Annotated in this window: 16 protein-coding genes; 9 read left to right on the top strand and 7 right to left on the bottom strand. The window is 65.9% G+C overall.

Annotated elements, in window-relative coordinates; genetic code table 11:
* Positions 1-4: 4 nt before the first annotated feature.
* The 6 genes from HH308_RS24255 to HH308_RS30555 all read right to left on the bottom strand — a co-directional run bounded on the left by HH308_RS24255 (position 5) and on the right by HH308_RS30555 (position 7,103).
* Positions 5-1,378: a lipase family protein gene (locus HH308_RS24255; RefSeq protein ID WP_246284812.1), complete on the bottom strand. Its 1,374-nt coding sequence runs from the start codon at positions 1,376-1,378 to the stop codon at positions 5-7.
* A 441-nt stretch (positions 1,379-1,819) separates the two neighbouring features.
* A complete protein-coding gene (locus HH308_RS24250; RefSeq protein WP_170196841.1) occupies positions 1,820-2,437 on the bottom strand; it encodes a TetR/AcrR family transcriptional regulator in 618 nt (205 codons plus the stop codon).
* 13 nt (positions 2,438-2,450) lie between these two features.
* Positions 2,451-4,028, bottom strand: coding sequence for a Rieske 2Fe-2S domain-containing protein (locus HH308_RS24245; RefSeq protein ID WP_170196840.1), 1,578 nt, complete (start codon positions 4,026-4,028; stop codon positions 2,451-2,453).
* A gap of 113 nt (positions 4,029-4,141) precedes the next feature.
* Positions 4,142-5,143, bottom strand: coding sequence for an NADP-dependent oxidoreductase (locus HH308_RS24240; protein WP_211188801.1), 1,002 nt, complete (start codon positions 5,141-5,143; stop codon positions 4,142-4,144).
* Positions 5,134-6,078 (bottom strand): polysaccharide deacetylase family protein, encoded by a 945-nt coding sequence (locus HH308_RS24235; protein WP_170196839.1) that lies wholly within the window; start codon positions 6,076-6,078, stop codon positions 5,134-5,136. Before HH308_RS24235 ends, HH308_RS24240 begins: the two co-directional genes overlap by 10 nt.
* 74 nt (positions 6,079-6,152) lie before the next feature.
* Positions 6,153-7,103: an AraC family transcriptional regulator gene (locus HH308_RS30555; protein WP_170196838.1), complete on the bottom strand. Its 951-nt coding sequence runs from the start codon at positions 7,101-7,103 to the stop codon at positions 6,153-6,155.
* An 87-nt stretch (positions 7,104-7,190) separates the two neighbouring features.
* Here HH308_RS30555 and HH308_RS24225 point away from each other — a divergent pair, with 87 nt between their 5' ends.
* The 7 genes from HH308_RS24225 (at position 7,191) to HH308_RS24195 (ending at position 14,692) form a co-directional block, all read left to right on the top strand.
* Entirely contained in the window at positions 7,191-7,970 is a 780-nt protein-coding gene (locus tag HH308_RS24225) for a lysophospholipid acyltransferase family protein (protein WP_170196837.1), read from the top strand.
* Between the two features lie 5 nt (positions 7,971-7,975).
* The gene (locus tag HH308_RS24220; RefSeq protein ID WP_170196836.1) at positions 7,976-8,746 is read left to right on the top strand and encodes a lysophospholipid acyltransferase family protein; all 771 of its coding nucleotides are present in this window, start codon (positions 7,976-7,978) and stop codon (positions 8,744-8,746) included.
* The gene (locus HH308_RS24215) at positions 8,743-9,606 is read left to right on the top strand and encodes an HAD family hydrolase (protein ID WP_170196835.1); all 864 of its coding nucleotides are present in this window, start codon (positions 8,743-8,745) and stop codon (positions 9,604-9,606) included. The genes HH308_RS24220 and HH308_RS24215 overlap by 4 nt, the downstream gene beginning before the upstream one ends.
* A gap of 137 nt (positions 9,607-9,743) precedes the next feature.
* Entirely contained in the window at positions 9,744-10,616 is an 873-nt protein-coding gene (locus HH308_RS24210) for a TIGR03560 family F420-dependent LLM class oxidoreductase (RefSeq protein ID WP_170196834.1), read from the top strand.
* 614 nt (positions 10,617-11,230) lie between these two features.
* The gene (locus HH308_RS24205) at positions 11,231-12,733 is read left to right on the top strand and encodes a SpoIID/LytB domain-containing protein (protein ID WP_211188800.1); all 1,503 of its coding nucleotides are present in this window, start codon (positions 11,231-11,233) and stop codon (positions 12,731-12,733) included.
* A gap of 116 nt (positions 12,734-12,849) precedes the next feature.
* Complete coding sequence (locus tag HH308_RS24200) at positions 12,850-12,999, top strand: hypothetical protein (protein WP_170196833.1); 150 nt, start codon at positions 12,850-12,852, stop codon at positions 12,997-12,999.
* 64 nt (positions 13,000-13,063) lie between these two features.
* On the top strand, positions 13,064-14,692 hold the full coding sequence (locus HH308_RS24195) for an FMN-binding glutamate synthase family protein (RefSeq protein ID WP_170196832.1): 1,629 nt from the start codon (positions 13,064-13,066) through the stop codon (positions 14,690-14,692).
* A gap of 3 nt (positions 14,693-14,695) precedes the next feature.
* Here HH308_RS24195 and HH308_RS24190 read toward each other — a convergent pair whose 3' ends face one another.
* Positions 14,696-15,139 (bottom strand): MarR family winged helix-turn-helix transcriptional regulator, encoded by a 444-nt coding sequence (locus tag HH308_RS24190; RefSeq protein ID WP_170196831.1) that lies wholly within the window; start codon positions 15,137-15,139, stop codon positions 14,696-14,698.
* 64 nt (positions 15,140-15,203) lie between these two features.
* Between HH308_RS24190 and HH308_RS24185 the strand changes: the two genes are divergently transcribed.
* Both HH308_RS24185 and HH308_RS24180 read left to right on the top strand, forming a co-directional pair.
* The gene (locus HH308_RS24185; protein ID WP_170196830.1) at positions 15,204-16,043 is read left to right on the top strand and encodes an alpha/beta fold hydrolase; all 840 of its coding nucleotides are present in this window, start codon (positions 15,204-15,206) and stop codon (positions 16,041-16,043) included.
* Between the two features lie 69 nt (positions 16,044-16,112).
* The gene (locus tag HH308_RS24180) at positions 16,113-16,316 is read left to right on the top strand and encodes a hypothetical protein (RefSeq protein ID WP_170196829.1); all 204 of its coding nucleotides are present in this window, start codon (positions 16,113-16,115) and stop codon (positions 16,314-16,316) included.
* Positions 16,317-16,552: the final 236 nt, after the last annotated feature.

The following is a 16,552-nucleotide window of genomic DNA, read 5'->3' as shown; positions in this document are numbered from 1 at the left end:
GCCCCTACCGCCGCCCCGGATTTCCGATCTGCATCCCGACGATCGCGGCCAGATTGTCGCCGACGAGGTTTGCATAGGCCGGCCAGTTCTTCTGGTTCAGGGTGATCGACCCGGCGTCGAATGTGCTGCAGCCCTTGGCAACCGGCTTACCGTTGAAGCGATCGTCGAGCCACACCATGGCGGCCGGGAAGCTTGCCGCGGCAAGGGTGATGTGCTCGCTGAAGTGATCGCGGGTGTAGGCGACGCGTGCGCCGGGCGTCCTGCAGTAGGTCTTGACGAGCGTGTTGACCGGCCCGACCGGCGCGATCCAGTCGGGATTGGACTGCATGATGGAGATCGGGAATTCGGGCGTGACCTTGCCCATCTTCAACTGTCCCAGTACTTTTCGTGGCGTCGGATATTTCATCGGGTCGCCCGGCAGGTCGATCAGGCCCTTGATGTTGAGGAACGGCGCCAACGCCGCCTGATAGGTCAGGCAGAGCGGATTCTTGCCGGCCAGCAGCGCGTGACCGAGCGTATTCATGTGCTTGTTCAGAAACGCTGCCAGCTCGGGGTATTCGCGGCTCACGCCGATGACGCCGGCCAAGATCAGTCCCGACGCCGCGTTGTTGTTCGCGAGGTCGACGAGTGCGCCGATGTCCGCGGGCACGCCGCCGTAGGCCGCACCGACGATGTTCAATTCCGGTGCGTAGGACGCCTTCAACTCAGCGGCGTGACCCGTCGCAATCGCGCCACCCGAGTAGCCGGTCATGCCGATGCGGACGTCGTCGCTGAGGCCGAGCGGCCGGAAGTTCCTGGCGGCGCGAATGCCGTCGAGCGTGATGCGGCCATGCAGCGGTCCGGCGGCGAATGCCGAATCCGGTCCTTCATGGTCGGGAATCACGACGGTCCACCCGGCGGCGACCGCCGAGTTGATCAGCAAGCCCTCGTAGGTGGAATCGGCTGAGCCGGTGAGATTTCCGGGAATCGAGGCGAGCTGCAACTGGTACGTCGGCGCGCAGTACTGCGCGGTCGAATCTTCGGCGACCTGGTAGCTGAGCAGCCGGCTCGGCCCTCGCTTGGCCTTGCCCCGCGGCTTGATGACCGTGGCGACCGCGGGGATCGCCTCGCCGCGCGTATTCGTCGATCGATAGGACACCTGCCACGAGTCGACGTTGAGCGGCAGCACCGACAACGTCGCGAGGTTGACCCGACGGGCGGCGATCAACTGTCCCGGCTTGAGATCCCGGTACTTCGCCTTGGCGGGAAGGTAAAAGCTGCGATCGAATTCCGGGATGGCCGGTGGAACCGGAAAGGGAAGTGCCGGTGCGACTTTCGGCTGCGGACCGGTCTGGCTGCTCGGCGCTGCCGAAGCGACCGCGGGCAGTCCGATCGCCATCACCAGCGTAACGAAGAGTGCAACAACTATCCGGACTGTCCGGCGTCGAACCATCTTGTCTTCCCCTTGCCCAAAAGTGAGACTGGTTAGTCTCAGCATTGGCGACGACGCTAGCATGATGTGGTCACGACCACAATCGGCGTCACCTCGGATGGAGGAAGGCTGCGCCCGCAGGATGTTCTTAGCGTCGGGCTGGGTTGGGTTCGTCGTCTCGCCTACCCCTCGCTACACCGAAGCTCGTTCCTCGCTTCGGCACTCGGGGAGCGAGGGGGTGGCGTAGGAGCGGGCTCGCTTCGGCAGTCGGGGGCGAGGGGGTGGCGTAGGAGCGGGCTCGCTTCGGCAGTCGGGGGCGAGGGGGTTGCGTAGGTGCGGGCTTGCTTCGGCACTCGGGGAGCGAGGGGTGATGCCTCGGTGACACGGCTCGGCGAGCGCCGCTGCGCCTCAGTGACCCTCGGCGAGGTTGAGCAGCATGCTGCTCAGGAGCGCGACGACGTCGGCGCGGTCCGGCCGCGGCGAACTGGTGCCCCACCGATGCACGACGGCGGTCAGCGCGCCGATGAAAGCCGTTGCGGCGTAGTCGAAGTCAGCCGGGCTGGAATCGGGAACCACCGCTGCCAGGGTGGTTCGGAAGAACTCGGTCCACGCGAGCCGTCCGTCGATGCGATGCTGCTCGACGCGGTCGCTGACTCCACCCACCTCTATGAACCCGACGCGGGTGCGGCGCGGATCGCTCCCCACGGCGTCGACGTAGGCGGTCATCGCCGCGGTGGCGAGTGCGCGCAGTTCGGGTGGCTCGACGACGGAGATCGCCTCGACGACGGCGGTTCGTGCCCCACCTTGCACGGCGTCGTAGACCTCGATCAGCAGGTCCTCGCGCGAGGCGAATTCCTCGTAGAACTGCCGTCGTGACAAGCCCGCCTGCGCGCACAACGCCGAGATCGAGGCCTTCGCGTAGCCGACGGTGCCGAAGACCTCCAGCCCGGCGTCGAGAAACCGTTGTCGCCGTTGGGCTTTCCGCTCGGCCATCGACAGACCGGCGTACGAGCGGGTGGAGGTCATTCGACGACGTGGCTCACGATCGGAGCTTCTCGGCGCGCAGTTCGTGACCCTTCGACGTCAGGCAGCGGCCGGTCGGCAGATCCCACTGCCAGCCGTGCAGATTGCAGGTCAGCTTCTCGCCTTCGATGACGCCGAACTTCGACAGGTCCGCCTTCAGGTGCGGGCACCGACGCTGAAGCTCCCAGCCGTCCTTCTCGATCGACGCGGAGTCGTCGTGCGCCTCGGAGAACCAGCCGTCGGCGTACGCGATCCGCTCGTCGGTCAGACATTTGAAGAATGTGTACAGGAATTCGTTGTAGCCACCGATGCGCCAGGTGGTGAAACGCGTCGAGAGGAAGATCGTGTTGACCCAGTCCGGCTCGTCGTCGCGCAGCACGGTGCGAACCAGCTCGGGTGGGATGCGGAAGCCGTAGCGGTACTTGCCGTCGCCCTCCTTCGGTTCGCGCACAACACGATTCGGGAAGTCGAGGACGACGGTCTCGTCGCCCATCACCAGTCCGACGGGGTAGCCGATGCCGTCGCAGATCAGGTCGGACTGCTTCATGATCGGTTCGAACTTGGCGCGCAGCGGCTCCAACAGCGGCTCGCCGTCGGCGGGCGCCCAGGTGGCCTTGTCGGCGGCGATGACCGGCGCGAACTTCTCCGCCATCCGAGTCAGGTAGGCGCGCTTGTCTTTCCAGATCTCGTCCGGAGGGAACGGGTGCGACAGCTCGTTGAGCGTCGAACCGGTGAGATCGGCGGTGGACCCCGAAATCATCATCAGGCCACGATGTTTGACGCCGTCGTCGGTGCCGTGGATCTTCATCTGGTCCAGGAAGGTCTCCTGGTCGGGGAAGATCGACGTCTCGTCGGGCTTGCCGTCGGCGTCGGGAATGTCGTTGAGCGAGAACAACTCCGGGTCGAGGAACATCGGCGGACCGGCCGACGGGACCACCCACGTCGCGCCGACCTGCTCGATGTAGGAGCGTGCCCGGTCCATGCCGCGCTGCCGCTTCTGCGCGGCGAAGTTGGCCTTGGAACGCTTGGGGATGTCGTAGACCATCGGGTACCAGATGGCCCCGGAGTACTGCAGCAGATGGATGTCGACGTGGCCGAAGGACTCGTCGATGACGTCGAGGTCGATCGGGCGGGCGTCGTTCATGTTGAAACAGACGGTCTCGCCGTCGGAGACGATCAGTCCGCTGTCTCCGATGGGACCGTCGGCCGGCGCCCGCAGCGCGATGATCATGACGTCGAGCGAGCCCTTGTCATTGGTGACGGTGGTTTTCACCGAGTCCTCGGTCTCGACGAACTTCGTGAAGCCCAGTTTCTCCAGTTCTCGTTTGAGATCCGGGACCGGATAGTCGGGGAGGAGGACCGTCGCGTCCTTGTTGACGTGCGCGGCGAGGTTCTTGGCGTCGAAGTGGTCGCGGTGCAGGTGCGAGACGTAGAGATAGTCGCAGTCACCGAGCGTGTCCCAGTCGAGTTCGGAGTTGTCGGGGAACGGGACCCAGGAGGCGAAGTAGGTGGGGTTCACCCAGGGGTCGCAGAGGATCGACCCCGCCGCGGTCTGGATGTGGAACCCCGCGTGTCCGACGCTGGTGATCTGCAAGTCTCGGCCTTCCTGTGTACGCACGCATCGTCGACGACGCCCGGGCTGGCTGCTTGAAGCGACGATGAACCGCCTACCAGGGTACGGCCTGGCGTCGGGGAGTTGTCGAATCGTCAGGTTAGATCGATCACCGCTTTGCCGAGCTTTGCGGCGTCGCCGAGCAGTGCGGACATGGCGTTCGCCGCGCTGTCCAGGCCGTCGTACTTCGTGATCGACGACGTCAGGCGCCCCGATGCCACCAGGTCCACGGCCTCGGCGAGGAAGGCCGGACGTTTGTCGAGGTGGTCGGTGACCAGCAAGCCGGACATGGTCAGCCGTTTGGTGATGATCTCGGTGAGATTGTGCGGCGCGGGCAGACCGGCGGTGCCGTAGCCTTCGACCATCCCACAGGCCGCGATCCGGCCGCCGACGTTGAGTGTTGCCAGCGCCGCCTGAAGATGACTGCCTCCGACATTGTCGAAATAGAGGTCGATGCCGCCCGTCACATCGAGGATGGCCGCGGCGAGATCGTCGGAGCGATAGTCCAGCGCGACGTCGACGCCGAGAACCTCGGTGAGATAGCGGCACTTCTCGCGACCGCCCGCCGACCCGACGACGATGCGTGCGCCCCGCGCCTTTGCCAGTTGGACGGCAACCGAGCCGACCGCACCCGCGGCCCCGGACACCCACACGACGTCGTCGGGCGTGAACCGTGCGACATCGAGTCCGACGAAGGCCGTCAGACCGGGCGCGCCGAGTACTCCGAGCCAGGTCTCGGCGGGAACGTCGGGGGTCGGTTCGATGCGGGTGACGGTCGCGGCGTCGACGACGGCGAACTCACGCCACCCACCGGAGTGCACGACCCAATCGCCGTGCGCCCATCGATCATCGGCCGACGAGACCACTCGGCCGACGGCCCGTGACTCGATGACTCGGCCCAGCGTGAACTTCGGGGCATAGGTGTCGGCGGTCAGCCGTGGAATCATCGACGGGTCGACGCTGAGCGCCGTCGACGCGATGACCACCTGCCCGGGCAGCGGATCGGGCACCCGACGCTCGACGACGTCGAAACAATCGAAATCGCCGCGACGCGCGGGACGGCGTTCGAGGACGACTTCGCGGCCGATCACGCCCACGACCAGTGCTCGATCGTGCCGCCCGCCCGGGCGGCCATCCGATGAATCAGGTCGTCATACACGCCGAACGGGTCGTCGCCGTCGGGGAGTGCGGCGGTCAGAATCTGCGCCATCTGTTCGGGAGTGGCCGTCGCCGGGATCTCGTCGCCCACCGCGGCGGCGAGGCGCTGCAGGTGATTGCGAAACAGCGGTGAGACCGGCGACATCACGCGATTCACCGGGCTGGCCATCGCCTGCTCGAGACTGACGAACTCGGCACCCAGCTCTGCGAAACGCCCGAGGATCTCCCCGACGCAGTCCTGGGCGATGGCCGTGCCGTGGATCAGCCAGATCAACGGCACGTCGGATCGGTAGAGGCGCCGCTCGGTCTCGTGTGCGGCGACCAGCTGCCCCACCGCCGCACCGATGTACGACTCGCGCAGCATCCGTGCAGCATCGCGGTCGCCGGATTTCAGCGCTCGACAATAGGGCGCGATCCACGCGAAATCGCCGAACCACGCGGTGATCGGCGCATTGACGTAGCCTTCGGCCCGCAGGTGATCTTCGACCACGCCGCGTTTGCACTCCGACTCCCCGGACATGTCCATCGCGTACCGGAAGTACTTCGTCGGCGCCTTCTCGACGTAGCCGCCGACGTACTCCTCGGACCGTTTGATGTCGTCGACATACTGCTGCCCGGTCACCCAATTCAGGCACGCGTGGCAGTGCGTGTGATTGCCGAGATGGTGGCCGGCGTCGACCCACCGATCCAAGATGTCGCGGTTGGCCGGGTCGTCCTCGATCGGCGCGGTGTGGGCGAAGCCGTAGGCACCCGCGACGTCGTGCTCGGACAGAGCTCCGAGCAGTGAATCCATGACGCTGTGCGGGGTATAGCCGGACGGCATCGGGGTGCCGTCCCAGAGTAGAAGTTCGTCGACGGTGATTGCGATTTCCATGTACCGACAGTGCCTCGCCGACGGCTGAGCGATTTGTCGTGGCGCGCACGGTTCTTGATCGATTGCGCGCCGTTTCAGGCGCGCATGGATCGTCGCAGATCGGTGGGCGACGCTCCGTAGCGCTCGCGTACGGCACGGCAGAACACCGAATGGGAGGTGAACCCGCAGGCCGCGGCGATGGCCGCGAGTGACGTGCCGGCGAGGCGTGGATCGGTCAGTTTCTCCTGTGCGAGTTCCAGCCGCCGTGCGCGGATGAGGTCGCTGACGCTGGTGCCGTCGTCGCGCAGGGCGGCCTGAACGTGGCGCAACGACCACCCGACCGCGGCTGCCACGGCTGCCGCGGAAAGGTCGGGGTCGACGGCGTGGTCGTGGACGAAGCGCCGCACCGCCTGCGCGGTGACGTCTCGGTGGCCGCCGGGCGTCATCGACTCGGCAGCGGCGACCGCGCACATGTCGATGACGCGCTCGCAGGCGAGCTCGAATCCTCGCGCGGAAAGTGAATCACGTTGTTCGGTAATAGATTTGAGCATCGACAAGGCGACATTGCCGAGGCCGGTGCGGCCGTCGACGGCGAGTGAATCCGCTTGCCGGGCAAGGTGGCCCGCGACGCTCGACGACGGTGTGAGCAATCCGATCGCTGCGCTGGCGCCGACGTGCTCGCACACGATCGGCCGATCGAGAGGCACGATCACCATGTCGCCGGGCAGCAGTGAAATCCTCCGGCCGGCCTGTTCGACGACCAAGCATCCCGACGTCGGGGCCACCAGCTCGTAATTGTCACGTTCGTCGCGCCGGATCTCCGCGCGATCGCGAACGAGTCGTTCGGGTTGGCCGCGCCATCGGACCAGCCGATGGCGTGCGGTCGCCTGCCAGTCGAGCGTGCCGCGATACGCGCTCTCGAACGGTGTGGAGATGGTGAAGGCCCCGTGCAACCGCGAGACCTCGGACTGCCAACCGCCGATCTCGGCGCTCTCGAACGCGCCGACACGGTAGTTGACCGAGGTGCTCGATCTCTCAGCAGTCACGGCGGCCTCCTCGGGCTGAGTTTACGACGAGTGCCCTCACCTCGGCCGATAACCAGTGCGGTCGCGCGCCCCGGCTAAGCTCTCCCCATGGAACCCGTCTATGACACGGTCATCAGCACTGCCCGTTTGCTCTGGCTGGCGCAGGGCCTCAAGTTCAAGATCTCGGGAGTCGAGAACGTGCCCAAGGACGGGCCCGGCGTGATCGCGATCAACCACACCGGCTACCTGGACTTCACCCTGGCCGGAATCCCCGCCTTTCTGCAGGGCAAGCGCAAGGTCCGGTTCATGGCGAAGAAGGAAGTCTTCGACAACGGCATCTCCGGTCCCATCATGCGGTCGCTTCGACACATTCCCGTCGACCGCGGCGCAGGTGCGCAGAGTTACAAGGCCGCCGTCGACTACCTCAAGCGCGGCGAACTCGTCGGGGTGTACCCGGAGGCGACGATCAGTCGTAGCTTCGAGATCAAGGAATTCAAATCCGGCGCGGCCCGGATGGCCATCGAGTCCGGCGCACCGATCATCCCGACGGTCATCTGGGGCGCGCAGCGGATCTGGACCAAGGGACACCCGAAGAATCTCGGACGGCACGGCTACAAGGTGATGATCGGCGTCGCCGACCCCATCGAACCGATCGGCACCCCCGAGCAGATCACCGCGAAGCTGCACGACGTCATGAGCGCGAAACTCCATGAGCTGCAAGACGATTACGTTCAGTTGTACGGTCCGTACCCGGCCGGTGCGTATTGGGTTCCGGCGCGGCTGGGCGGTGGCGCGCCGACGCTCGACGAGGCCAACGCGATGGACGCCGCCGAACAAGCCGAGAAGGCGGCCAAGCGCGCCGAGCGCGAGGCCACGGGCGAGGCCTAGTCGTCATGGAACCGGTGTATCGGATCCTGGAAGGTGTGGCGCACTCGATCGCCGCTGTGCAGGGTGTCCGACGCACTTACCGGGGGCTGGAGAACATCCCGGCGTCGGGCGGCGCGGTACTCGCGATCAACCACACCGGGTACTTCGACTTCCTGCCGATGGCGCTGGGCATCTACCGCGCCGGGCGTCGGACCCGGTTCATGATCAAGTCCGAGGTGATGGACAACCCGATCATGCGGTTCCTGGTCAACCACACCGGCACGGTACCGGTGGATCGCTCGGCCGGGCACGAAGCGTACGAGCGGGCCGTCGACTCGTTGCGCCACGGCGAGCTGGTCGCGGTGTATCCGGAGGCGACGATCAGTCGTAGCTTCGAGCTCAAAGAGTTCAAATCCGGAGCGGTCCGGATGGCCGTCGAAGCCGATGTGCCGATCATCCCGACGATCATCTGGGGTGCTCAGCGGCAGTGGACGAAGGGCGGACACCGCAACATGGGCCGCGCTCGCCTGCCGATCATCGTCCGGTACGGTGTGCCACTGCATGTCAGCCGCGACGACGATCCGGAGGCGGCGACCGCCGCGCTCCGAGCGACGATGACGGCGCTGTTGCACGAAGTGCAAGACGACTACGGGCAGCATCCGGCGGGGGAGTTCTGGGTTCCGGCCCGGCTCGGTGGCGGTGCGCCGACGCCGGAGGCCGCGAAAGTGATCGAAGACGCCGAAGCGGCGCAGAAGGCTGCCGCACGCGCGGCGAAACGCGAAGGGAAGTCCCGGTGAGTTCGGTTACCACCGATTCGACGTTCGGTCCGCCGACGCTGATCGCCTCCGACGTCGACGGGACATTGATCGACGATTCCAACCGCGTCAGCGAGTACACGCACGACGTTCTGCGCCGTGCCCGCGACGCCGGCGCCGAGGTGGTGCTCGCCACCGGGCGCCCGCCGCGGTGGATCGCCGAGGTGACCGACCAGTTTGCCGACACCCCGCCCGGCAGCATCCCGATCATCCGATACGCCGTGTGCGCCAACGGCGCGATCATCTACGACGTCGAATCCGACCGAGTGCTCAGTGCCGCGACGCTGCAACCGGAGGCACTCGCGAAACTCGGGGCGATGGCCGTCGAACTGATCCCCGATGCCGGGCTCGCCGCCGAACGGGTCGGGGCGTCGGCGCATGACGCGGCGACGCCGCCCTTCGTCGCATCCGCCGGGTATCGGCACGCGTGGCTCAATCCTGACCACATCGTCGTCGACGATCACGACGTGTATTCCGAACCGTCGGTGAAACTTCTTGTGCGGCAACCAGATTTGCCCAGCGCGGAGATTGCGGCGCGGTTGCGCCCCGCGGTCGGGGACCTTGCCGAGGTGACCTTCTCGACCGACAACGGGCTCGTCGAATTGTCGGTCCCCGCAACGCATAAGGCGACCGGACTGCGAAAGTTGGCGCAGCTCAAGGGATTACCGACGGATGCGGTCATCGCGTTCGGTGACATGCCCAACGACGTCGAGATGCTGCGCTGGGCGACGCACGGCGTCGCAATGGGGCATGGTCACCAATCCGCGCTGGCCGCGGCCGATGAGGTGTCGTCGTCGAACGACGACGACGGTGTGGCGCGGGTCTTGGCGCGGTGGTTCTAGTGCCCCGCCACGAGACACTCGTGCTGCGGGACCTCAACATCTGACGTAGTCCGATCTCCACGATGAGCCGATGTCGTGTGCCGGTGAGCGTGCAACCGTGGTTGCTCACCGACGCACGGCCATTCGGAGGAGACGTCATGAAGATCAGCATCAGCATCACCGACTACCGCGCGGCACCTCAATTCGACGGTCTGCGAACACAACTCGCTGCAATCGCGCGCATCGTCGACGACTCCGACATCGACACGCTCTGGGTCGCCGACCACCTCCTTCAGGCCGACCCGACGGCCACCTTCGACGACCCGATGCTGGAGGCCTACACCGCTCTCGGATTCCTCGCCGCCCGAACCGAACGAGTCAGGTTGGGCACGATGGTCACCGCGGCGACGTTCCGCCCGCCGGCACTCACCGTCAAAGCGGTGACGACACTCGACGTCCTGTCCGGCGGCCGCGCGTGGCTCGGCGTCGGGGCCGGCTATCAACAGGCGGAGGCCGATGCGATGGGGCTGCCGTTGCCGCCGACCGCGCAACGATTCGAGGAGTTGGAGGATCTGCTCCGACTGGCATTGCAGATGTGGTCGGGCGACGACTCGCCGTTCGACGGGGCGCGTCATCGCCTCGGGCGACCGATCAACAGCCCGCAGGCAGTGCGGCGGCCGCACCCACCGATCCTCATCGGCGGTACCGGCGAGCAGAAAACGCTGCGTCTCGCCGCGCGGTACGGCGACGCGTGCAACCTGTTCGACATCCCCGACGGCGGAGCGACGATACGGCGCAAACTGGCAGTGCTTGCGCAGCACTGCGCCGACGTCGGGCGACCCTACGGGGACATCACGAAGACCGTCACCACGGCCCTCGGCCCCGGTGAGTCGTCGGCTGAATTCCTCGCCCGGACAGAGTATTTCGCCGAGTTGGGCCTCGATCATGTGTGCGTGATCCGCCGGGGATCGGCGTGGAACGCCGAGACGCTGGGGGTCGTCGAGCAGGCCGCGTCGCTTGCCTCCGTGTAGTCGTAGCGCGGTACCGAGGAGGCGCGAACCGCACCTGACCGCTGGTTGAGCCTGGTTTCACCCGCCGAAGCGTCCCTCTGCTGGTTGAGCCGGTCCGAGCGCCTCGCTCAGTACGGCGCGCTAGCGCTCCTCGCGGCTCATCCAGCAGATAGGGCCCGTCGTCGGTGGATCCAGGTTGAGCGAGGCGAAGCCGAGTCGAAACCCCGTGACGACATCGGGTATGGCGGACGTCCGTGTCGGACCGACCGAAATCCGTCGTGTCACTGTGATTTCGACTCGCTACGCTCGCTCAATCAACGGGTTTGGCGACGTTCCTCGGGCGTCGCTGTTTGTGACTCGCTGTGCTCGCTCAATCCACGGGTTTGGCGACGTTCCTCGGTCGTCGCTGTTTTCGATTCGCTGCGCTCGCCCAACCGGATTGGAACTCACGCTCCTCGGCTGAGGAGGGCGACGCACGCGTGCCGGAGCACTGCTCAGCGCCCGTCGCCGCAGACTGATACCCGGTTGTGACCTCCCCGGCTTGTTGTCTCTGCAGTAGCTTCACTACAGTCACAGAAGTCTCATTTGTCACACGGGTCTCATATGTAACAGGGCTCGCGATCGTGGAGGGCTGCATGGCACGGCGCATCAGAGCGCGAAACAAGCGAACGATCTCGTTCGCCGTTCTCGGGCTCGCACCGGCGCTCGTCATCGGCGGAATCATGATCGCGGGATCGCCGACAGAATCAGGACCGGTGTCACTTTCGGCCGGGTCGGAGATCACGCTCATCGGGCATGGTCACGGTCACGGCCGGGGGATGGGGCAATGGGGTGCGTTCGGCTACGCCAAGCGTGGCTGGTCGGCAGCCCAGATTCTGGGTCACTACTACGGCGGCACCACCGCGGGGAAGGCGAGCAATCCCGAGGTCTCGGTGACTCTCACCAAGCAGGGCTCGGTCAATGTTCGTGCGGATGCCGGAATGCGAGTAGGCGGCCAGGCGGTCGCTCCCGGACAGGCGGTCAGCCTGTCCGGGACCACGGCCACCATCACCAACGGGTGCGGCGGCGCGGTAGTGCGCAGCGTGGCCGCGCAATTCGTCGAACCGGTCAACATGGCCGCGAGTCGGCCCGCCAACGAACTCCTCACCATGTGCGGCTCCAACACCGCCTACCGTGGCGCACTCGGGCTCGACGGTGGGCGAGTGGTCAACAAACTCAACGTCGACGACTACGTCAAGGGCGTCATCCCGAAGGAGAGCTCGCCCGGCTGGGGCGACCAGGGCGGCATGGAAGCGCTCAAAGCGCAGGCCATCGCGGCCCGGACCTACGCACTCGCCGCCATCGCGGGGGGAAAGAAGCTCGACGACACGCAGAACTCCCAGGTGTACGGCGCCGTGGCAGGCGAGGACCCGCGGACCAATGCGGCCGCCGACGCCACCGCCGGTCAGATACGACTGTCCGGCGGCAAACCGGCGTTCACCGAATTCTCGGCGTCGACGGGCGGCTTCACCGCGGGTGGCAACTTTCCCGCCGTCGTCGACGACGGTGATTCGGTTGCGCCAGACCATAATTGGACCGCAACGGTGAGTGCGGGCAGCATCGGTTCGGCATTCGGCGTCGGAGCGCTGCAGAGCCTGCAGGTCATCGAGGCCAATGGCCTCGGTGCCGAAGACGGGCGTGCGGTGAAAGTGCGCGCGGTCGGCAGCGGCGGAACCAAGGAGGTCACCGGCGAAGAAGCGCGCACCTTGCTGCAGCTGAAGTCGGCGTGGTTCACGGTCAAGGGGCAGACCACCCGACCCAAGATCGTCAAGCCGCAGGTGGGATCGTCGACGATGGGCGGCGACTTCGGCAGCGTCGATCTCGGCTCCTTGGCCGACACGTTGCTGTCTTCGGCGCAGAGCATCTTCGCGGGCCGGTACACGGAGTTGGGGGGAGTGCTTGGACCGCTGGGCAACGCGGTCGGGTTGCCGACGTTGACGCCCGACGGTGCGGGAGTGATCCAGATGTTCGATCGGGGCATGATGCTGTTCAGTCAGAAGACTGGTGCACATGTGTTGGCGGGCAACGGGTTCGAGCGCTACAAGGCTGCCGGCGGACTGCCGGTCCTGGGCTTTCCGCGGGTCGATTCCCTGAACTGAATGGCTAATTGTGCGTATGTCTTGACATGAGTTGCGTTGTCTGATTACCTGTGAGCCGCACGAAGTGAGGCGCATCACGTGCTTCACCCACCGAGTGATCACAAGGGAGTGACAACATGTTCGAGAACGTATTCAAGGCAGCACTGGTCGGACTGCAGACCGTTGTCACCGCCGTGGCGCTGGTCGTGGGGATCGTCGTGCTGGCCGGCGCGTCGCTGGTGGCGTTGGCGCCGAGCGTCGGCGAGCAGGTGCGCTCGCTGCGATAGGGCCAGCAGAACGGCATTTGTGATTTAGAACACTCCGTTTCGCCGACGGTGCCATGATGACCGCATGAGGTGGCTAGCCGTTCTGTCCGTGTTCGTAGTGGCTCTCGCCGTCGCCGGTCTCGGCTTGCTGACCGGCGCTTGGGCCTGGTGGGTCATCGCGGCCATCATTGCCGCGATCGCCTGCCTCGGCGTCTACGACCTCATTCAGACGCACCACTCGGTGACCCGCAACTACCCGATCATCGGGCATATGCGCTTCCTCCTCGAAGAGATCCGGCCCGAGGTACGCCAGTACTTCGTCGAATCGAATATCGAGGGGCGCCCGTTCGACCGGGAACTGCGTGACCTCGTCTACGACCGCGCCAAAGGCAATCACGGCGAGGAGCCGTTCGGTACCCAGCGCGACGTCAACGCCGTCGGGTACGAGTTCGTCGCACACTCGTTGCGGGCGAAGCCCAAGCCCGACGGCCCGCAACCGCGGGTGCGGCTGGGCGGTCCGCACTGCACCAAGCCCTACGACATCGCCCTGCTCAACGTCTCGGCGATGAGTTTCGGGTCGATGTCGGGCAACGCGATCGAAGCGCTCAACGGTGGTGCGGCCCTCGGCGGCTTCGCCCACGACACCGGTGAGGGGTCGATCAGCAAGCACCACCGAGTTCGCGGCGGCGATCTGATCATGGAGGTGGCGTCGGGCTACTTCGGCTGCCGGACCGAGGACGGTCATTTCGATCCGGACAAATTCGCCGAACGCGCGCAAACGGACCAGGTCAAGGCCATCAACATCAAGATCTCGCAGGGTGCCAAACCGGGGCTGGGCGGGCTGCTGCCAGGCGCTAAGGTCAACGCCGAGGTGGCCGCCGCGCGCGGTGTTCCGATCGGCACGACGGTGGTGTCGCCGCCGGCGCACAACGCCTTCCACACACCGATCGAGTTGATGGAATTCATCGCCGAGCTGCGTGAACTCTCCGGCGGCAAACCGGTCGGCTTCAAGATCTGCATCGGCTCCAAACGCGAATTCCTCGCCCTCTGCAAAGGCATGCTCGCGACCGGAAACGCGCCCGACTTCATCATCGTCGACGGTTCGGAAGGCGGTACCGGTGCCGGCCCGGTGGAGTTCGAAGACCACGTCGGCATGCCGCTGACCGAGGGGCTGATGTTCGTGCACAACGCACTCGTCGGCGTCGGGCTGCGCGATCAGATCAAGATCGGCGCCAGCGGCAAGGTCGCGACCGGCATCGACATCGTCAAACGCATCTGCCAGGGCGCCGACTTCACCTTGGCCGCCCGCGCGATGATGTTCGCGGTTGGGTGTATCCAAGCGCAGAAATGCCACACCAACGCATGTCCGGTCGGCGTTGCGACGCAGGATCCGGCGCGGGCCCGCGCCCTGGTGGTCACCGATAAGATCCAGCGCGTCTACCAGTACCAGGACAAGACGGTGAACTCTGCGTTGCAGATCATCTCCTCGATGGGCCTCGACTCCTTCGACCAACTGACGCCGCGCAAGCTGTTCCGCCGCGTCGACCCGCAGGTGACGATGACCTACCACGACCTCTTCGAATGGCTGGAGCATCGTCAACTGCTCACGCATCCGCCCGTCGCGTGGCATCGAGACTGGGTCACGGCGTCGGCCGAGACACTCGACCCGGTCGAGGTCGCCGAGATGGCAGAAGCGGAGCCGTTCCGGCGGTAGACATCACCGCTCGCGTACCGCGGCGACAGCGTCGCCGACGAAGCGCGCCACCGCATCGGCGTCGCGTCGCGGGTAGCCGTCGAGGATCGTTGTCAGTCGGTCGATGGTCGGGCCGAAGAAGTCTCGGCCGACCGCGACGGCATGATCGGTGACGCTCACCACGACCCTGCGACGATCAGTCGGGTGACGTTCGCGCCGCACAAAGCCGCGAGTTTCCAAGCGATCGAGCAATGCCGTCGTCGACGCCGTGTTGAGCCCAAGCCGTGAACCGAGAGTTCCTGGGCTGCTTGATCTTTCGCCGCGCTGATCATCGAGGAGGAGGATCAGCGCGCGGATGTCGGTGGTGTGCAGGCCGCTGGACCCGCTGAAGTCGGCGGCCATCAGGTGCATGTGTAAGACGAGTTCGCGCAACAGATGCACGGTTGACTCGGAATCGTGCGGCGGCATCGGTGAACTGTAGCAAGATAACTCGACGCTTCCATTATCTCGATGTATCGAGTTAAATGTCGGCATGCTCGAAGAGTTCCACGTCGCGTACGACGCTCTGTTGGCGCGCTGGCCAGTCGCCGTCGAGGAGACGACCTTCGACGCCGAGCACGCGCGGATTCGGATGAACGTCTGCGGGCCGCCTGACGCGCCGCCGGTGGTGCTGCTCGCCGGAGCAGGCGCGTCGTCGACCGTATGGTTCGCCAACGTCGGCGCACTGTCGAAGACCCGTCGTGTCATCGCCGTCGACATGCCGGGCGACGCCGGGTACAGCGTCGTACACCGCCGGCTGTCGGTCGCGGAACTCGTCGACTGCCTCGACGACGCTGTGTTGTCGGTCGTCGGCGAGCGAGCGGTGAGTTTGGTGGGGCATTCGTACGGTGCGCAGGTTGCGCTGACGTATGCGTTGCGACGACCCGACCGCGTAGCCGGGCTGGTGCTGCTCGATCCCAACGGATGTTTCGCGGGGACATCTGCCGGCTATCTGCTTCGTGCGGTGCCGGTATTGGTGAGACCCACGGGGCGTCGTATCACCCGGCTGATCGACTGGGAGTCGGCGCAGGTCGGAGCAGTCGACGCCGGCTGGTTGCGGGTGGCACGAGCCGCCTCGACGCTCTTTCCGGTGCGCGGCTTGACGATTCCGCCGCGCCCGAGCGACGTCGAGGTCGGAGCGTTGACGATGTCGGTGACGGTAGCGTTCGCGGCGCAGAGCCGAGTGCACGACGCCCCGCGGGTCGCCGAGCGGCTGCGACGTGCCCATCCGGGATTCACCGTCGTGCTGATCGATGCGGCGTCGCACCACAGTCTGCCTGCGGTGCCGTCGACGGGAGTAGATGCGGTGATTGCGCAAGCGCTGAACCGATAACTCCCCCGAGCGGGCATTGTTGGCACCGCAGTCGGTTGCCGGGAGTGAGTCGGGATCCACGATCGGCCAATGACGAACAATGTTGCAGTACAAGACAAGACAGAAACGGGCGCCGCGGTGCGCACCAAGCGGATCCTCGTGATCGGCGGCGCGGGGGAGATGGGCGCGTACGCGTGTCGGGTGCTCGTCGACTCGAAGGCCGTCGAAGCGGGTTTCGAGATGAAGATTTCTCTGCTCCCCGAGTGCCGAAGTGAGGGACGAGCTTCGGTGTAACCGCCGTGCTGAGTGACCGCGAGGAACGAGCGGTTGTATCGAAGTAGAGGGGGCCGGTGAGGCGAAAGGCCCAACGGGGGAAGGGGATTCGGGGATGGAGAGCGTGCACCGTTTCCCGAATGCTGGCGACGTCGGTCGCGTCGCAACCCTCTGCTCCGCGAGTGCCGTCGTCGTTGTCGGTCGCGTCGCAACTTTCTGCTCCCCGAGTGCTGTTGTTGTCGGTCGCATCGCAACCC

This window comes from Gordonia asplenii (genome assembly GCF_012933505.1).
GTDB classification, from domain to species: Bacteria; Actinomycetota; Actinomycetes; order Mycobacteriales; family Mycobacteriaceae; genus Gordonia; species Gordonia asplenii.
Note: the sequence above shows the minus strand (reverse complement) of the source record. Positions and strands in the feature narration are given on the sequence as shown.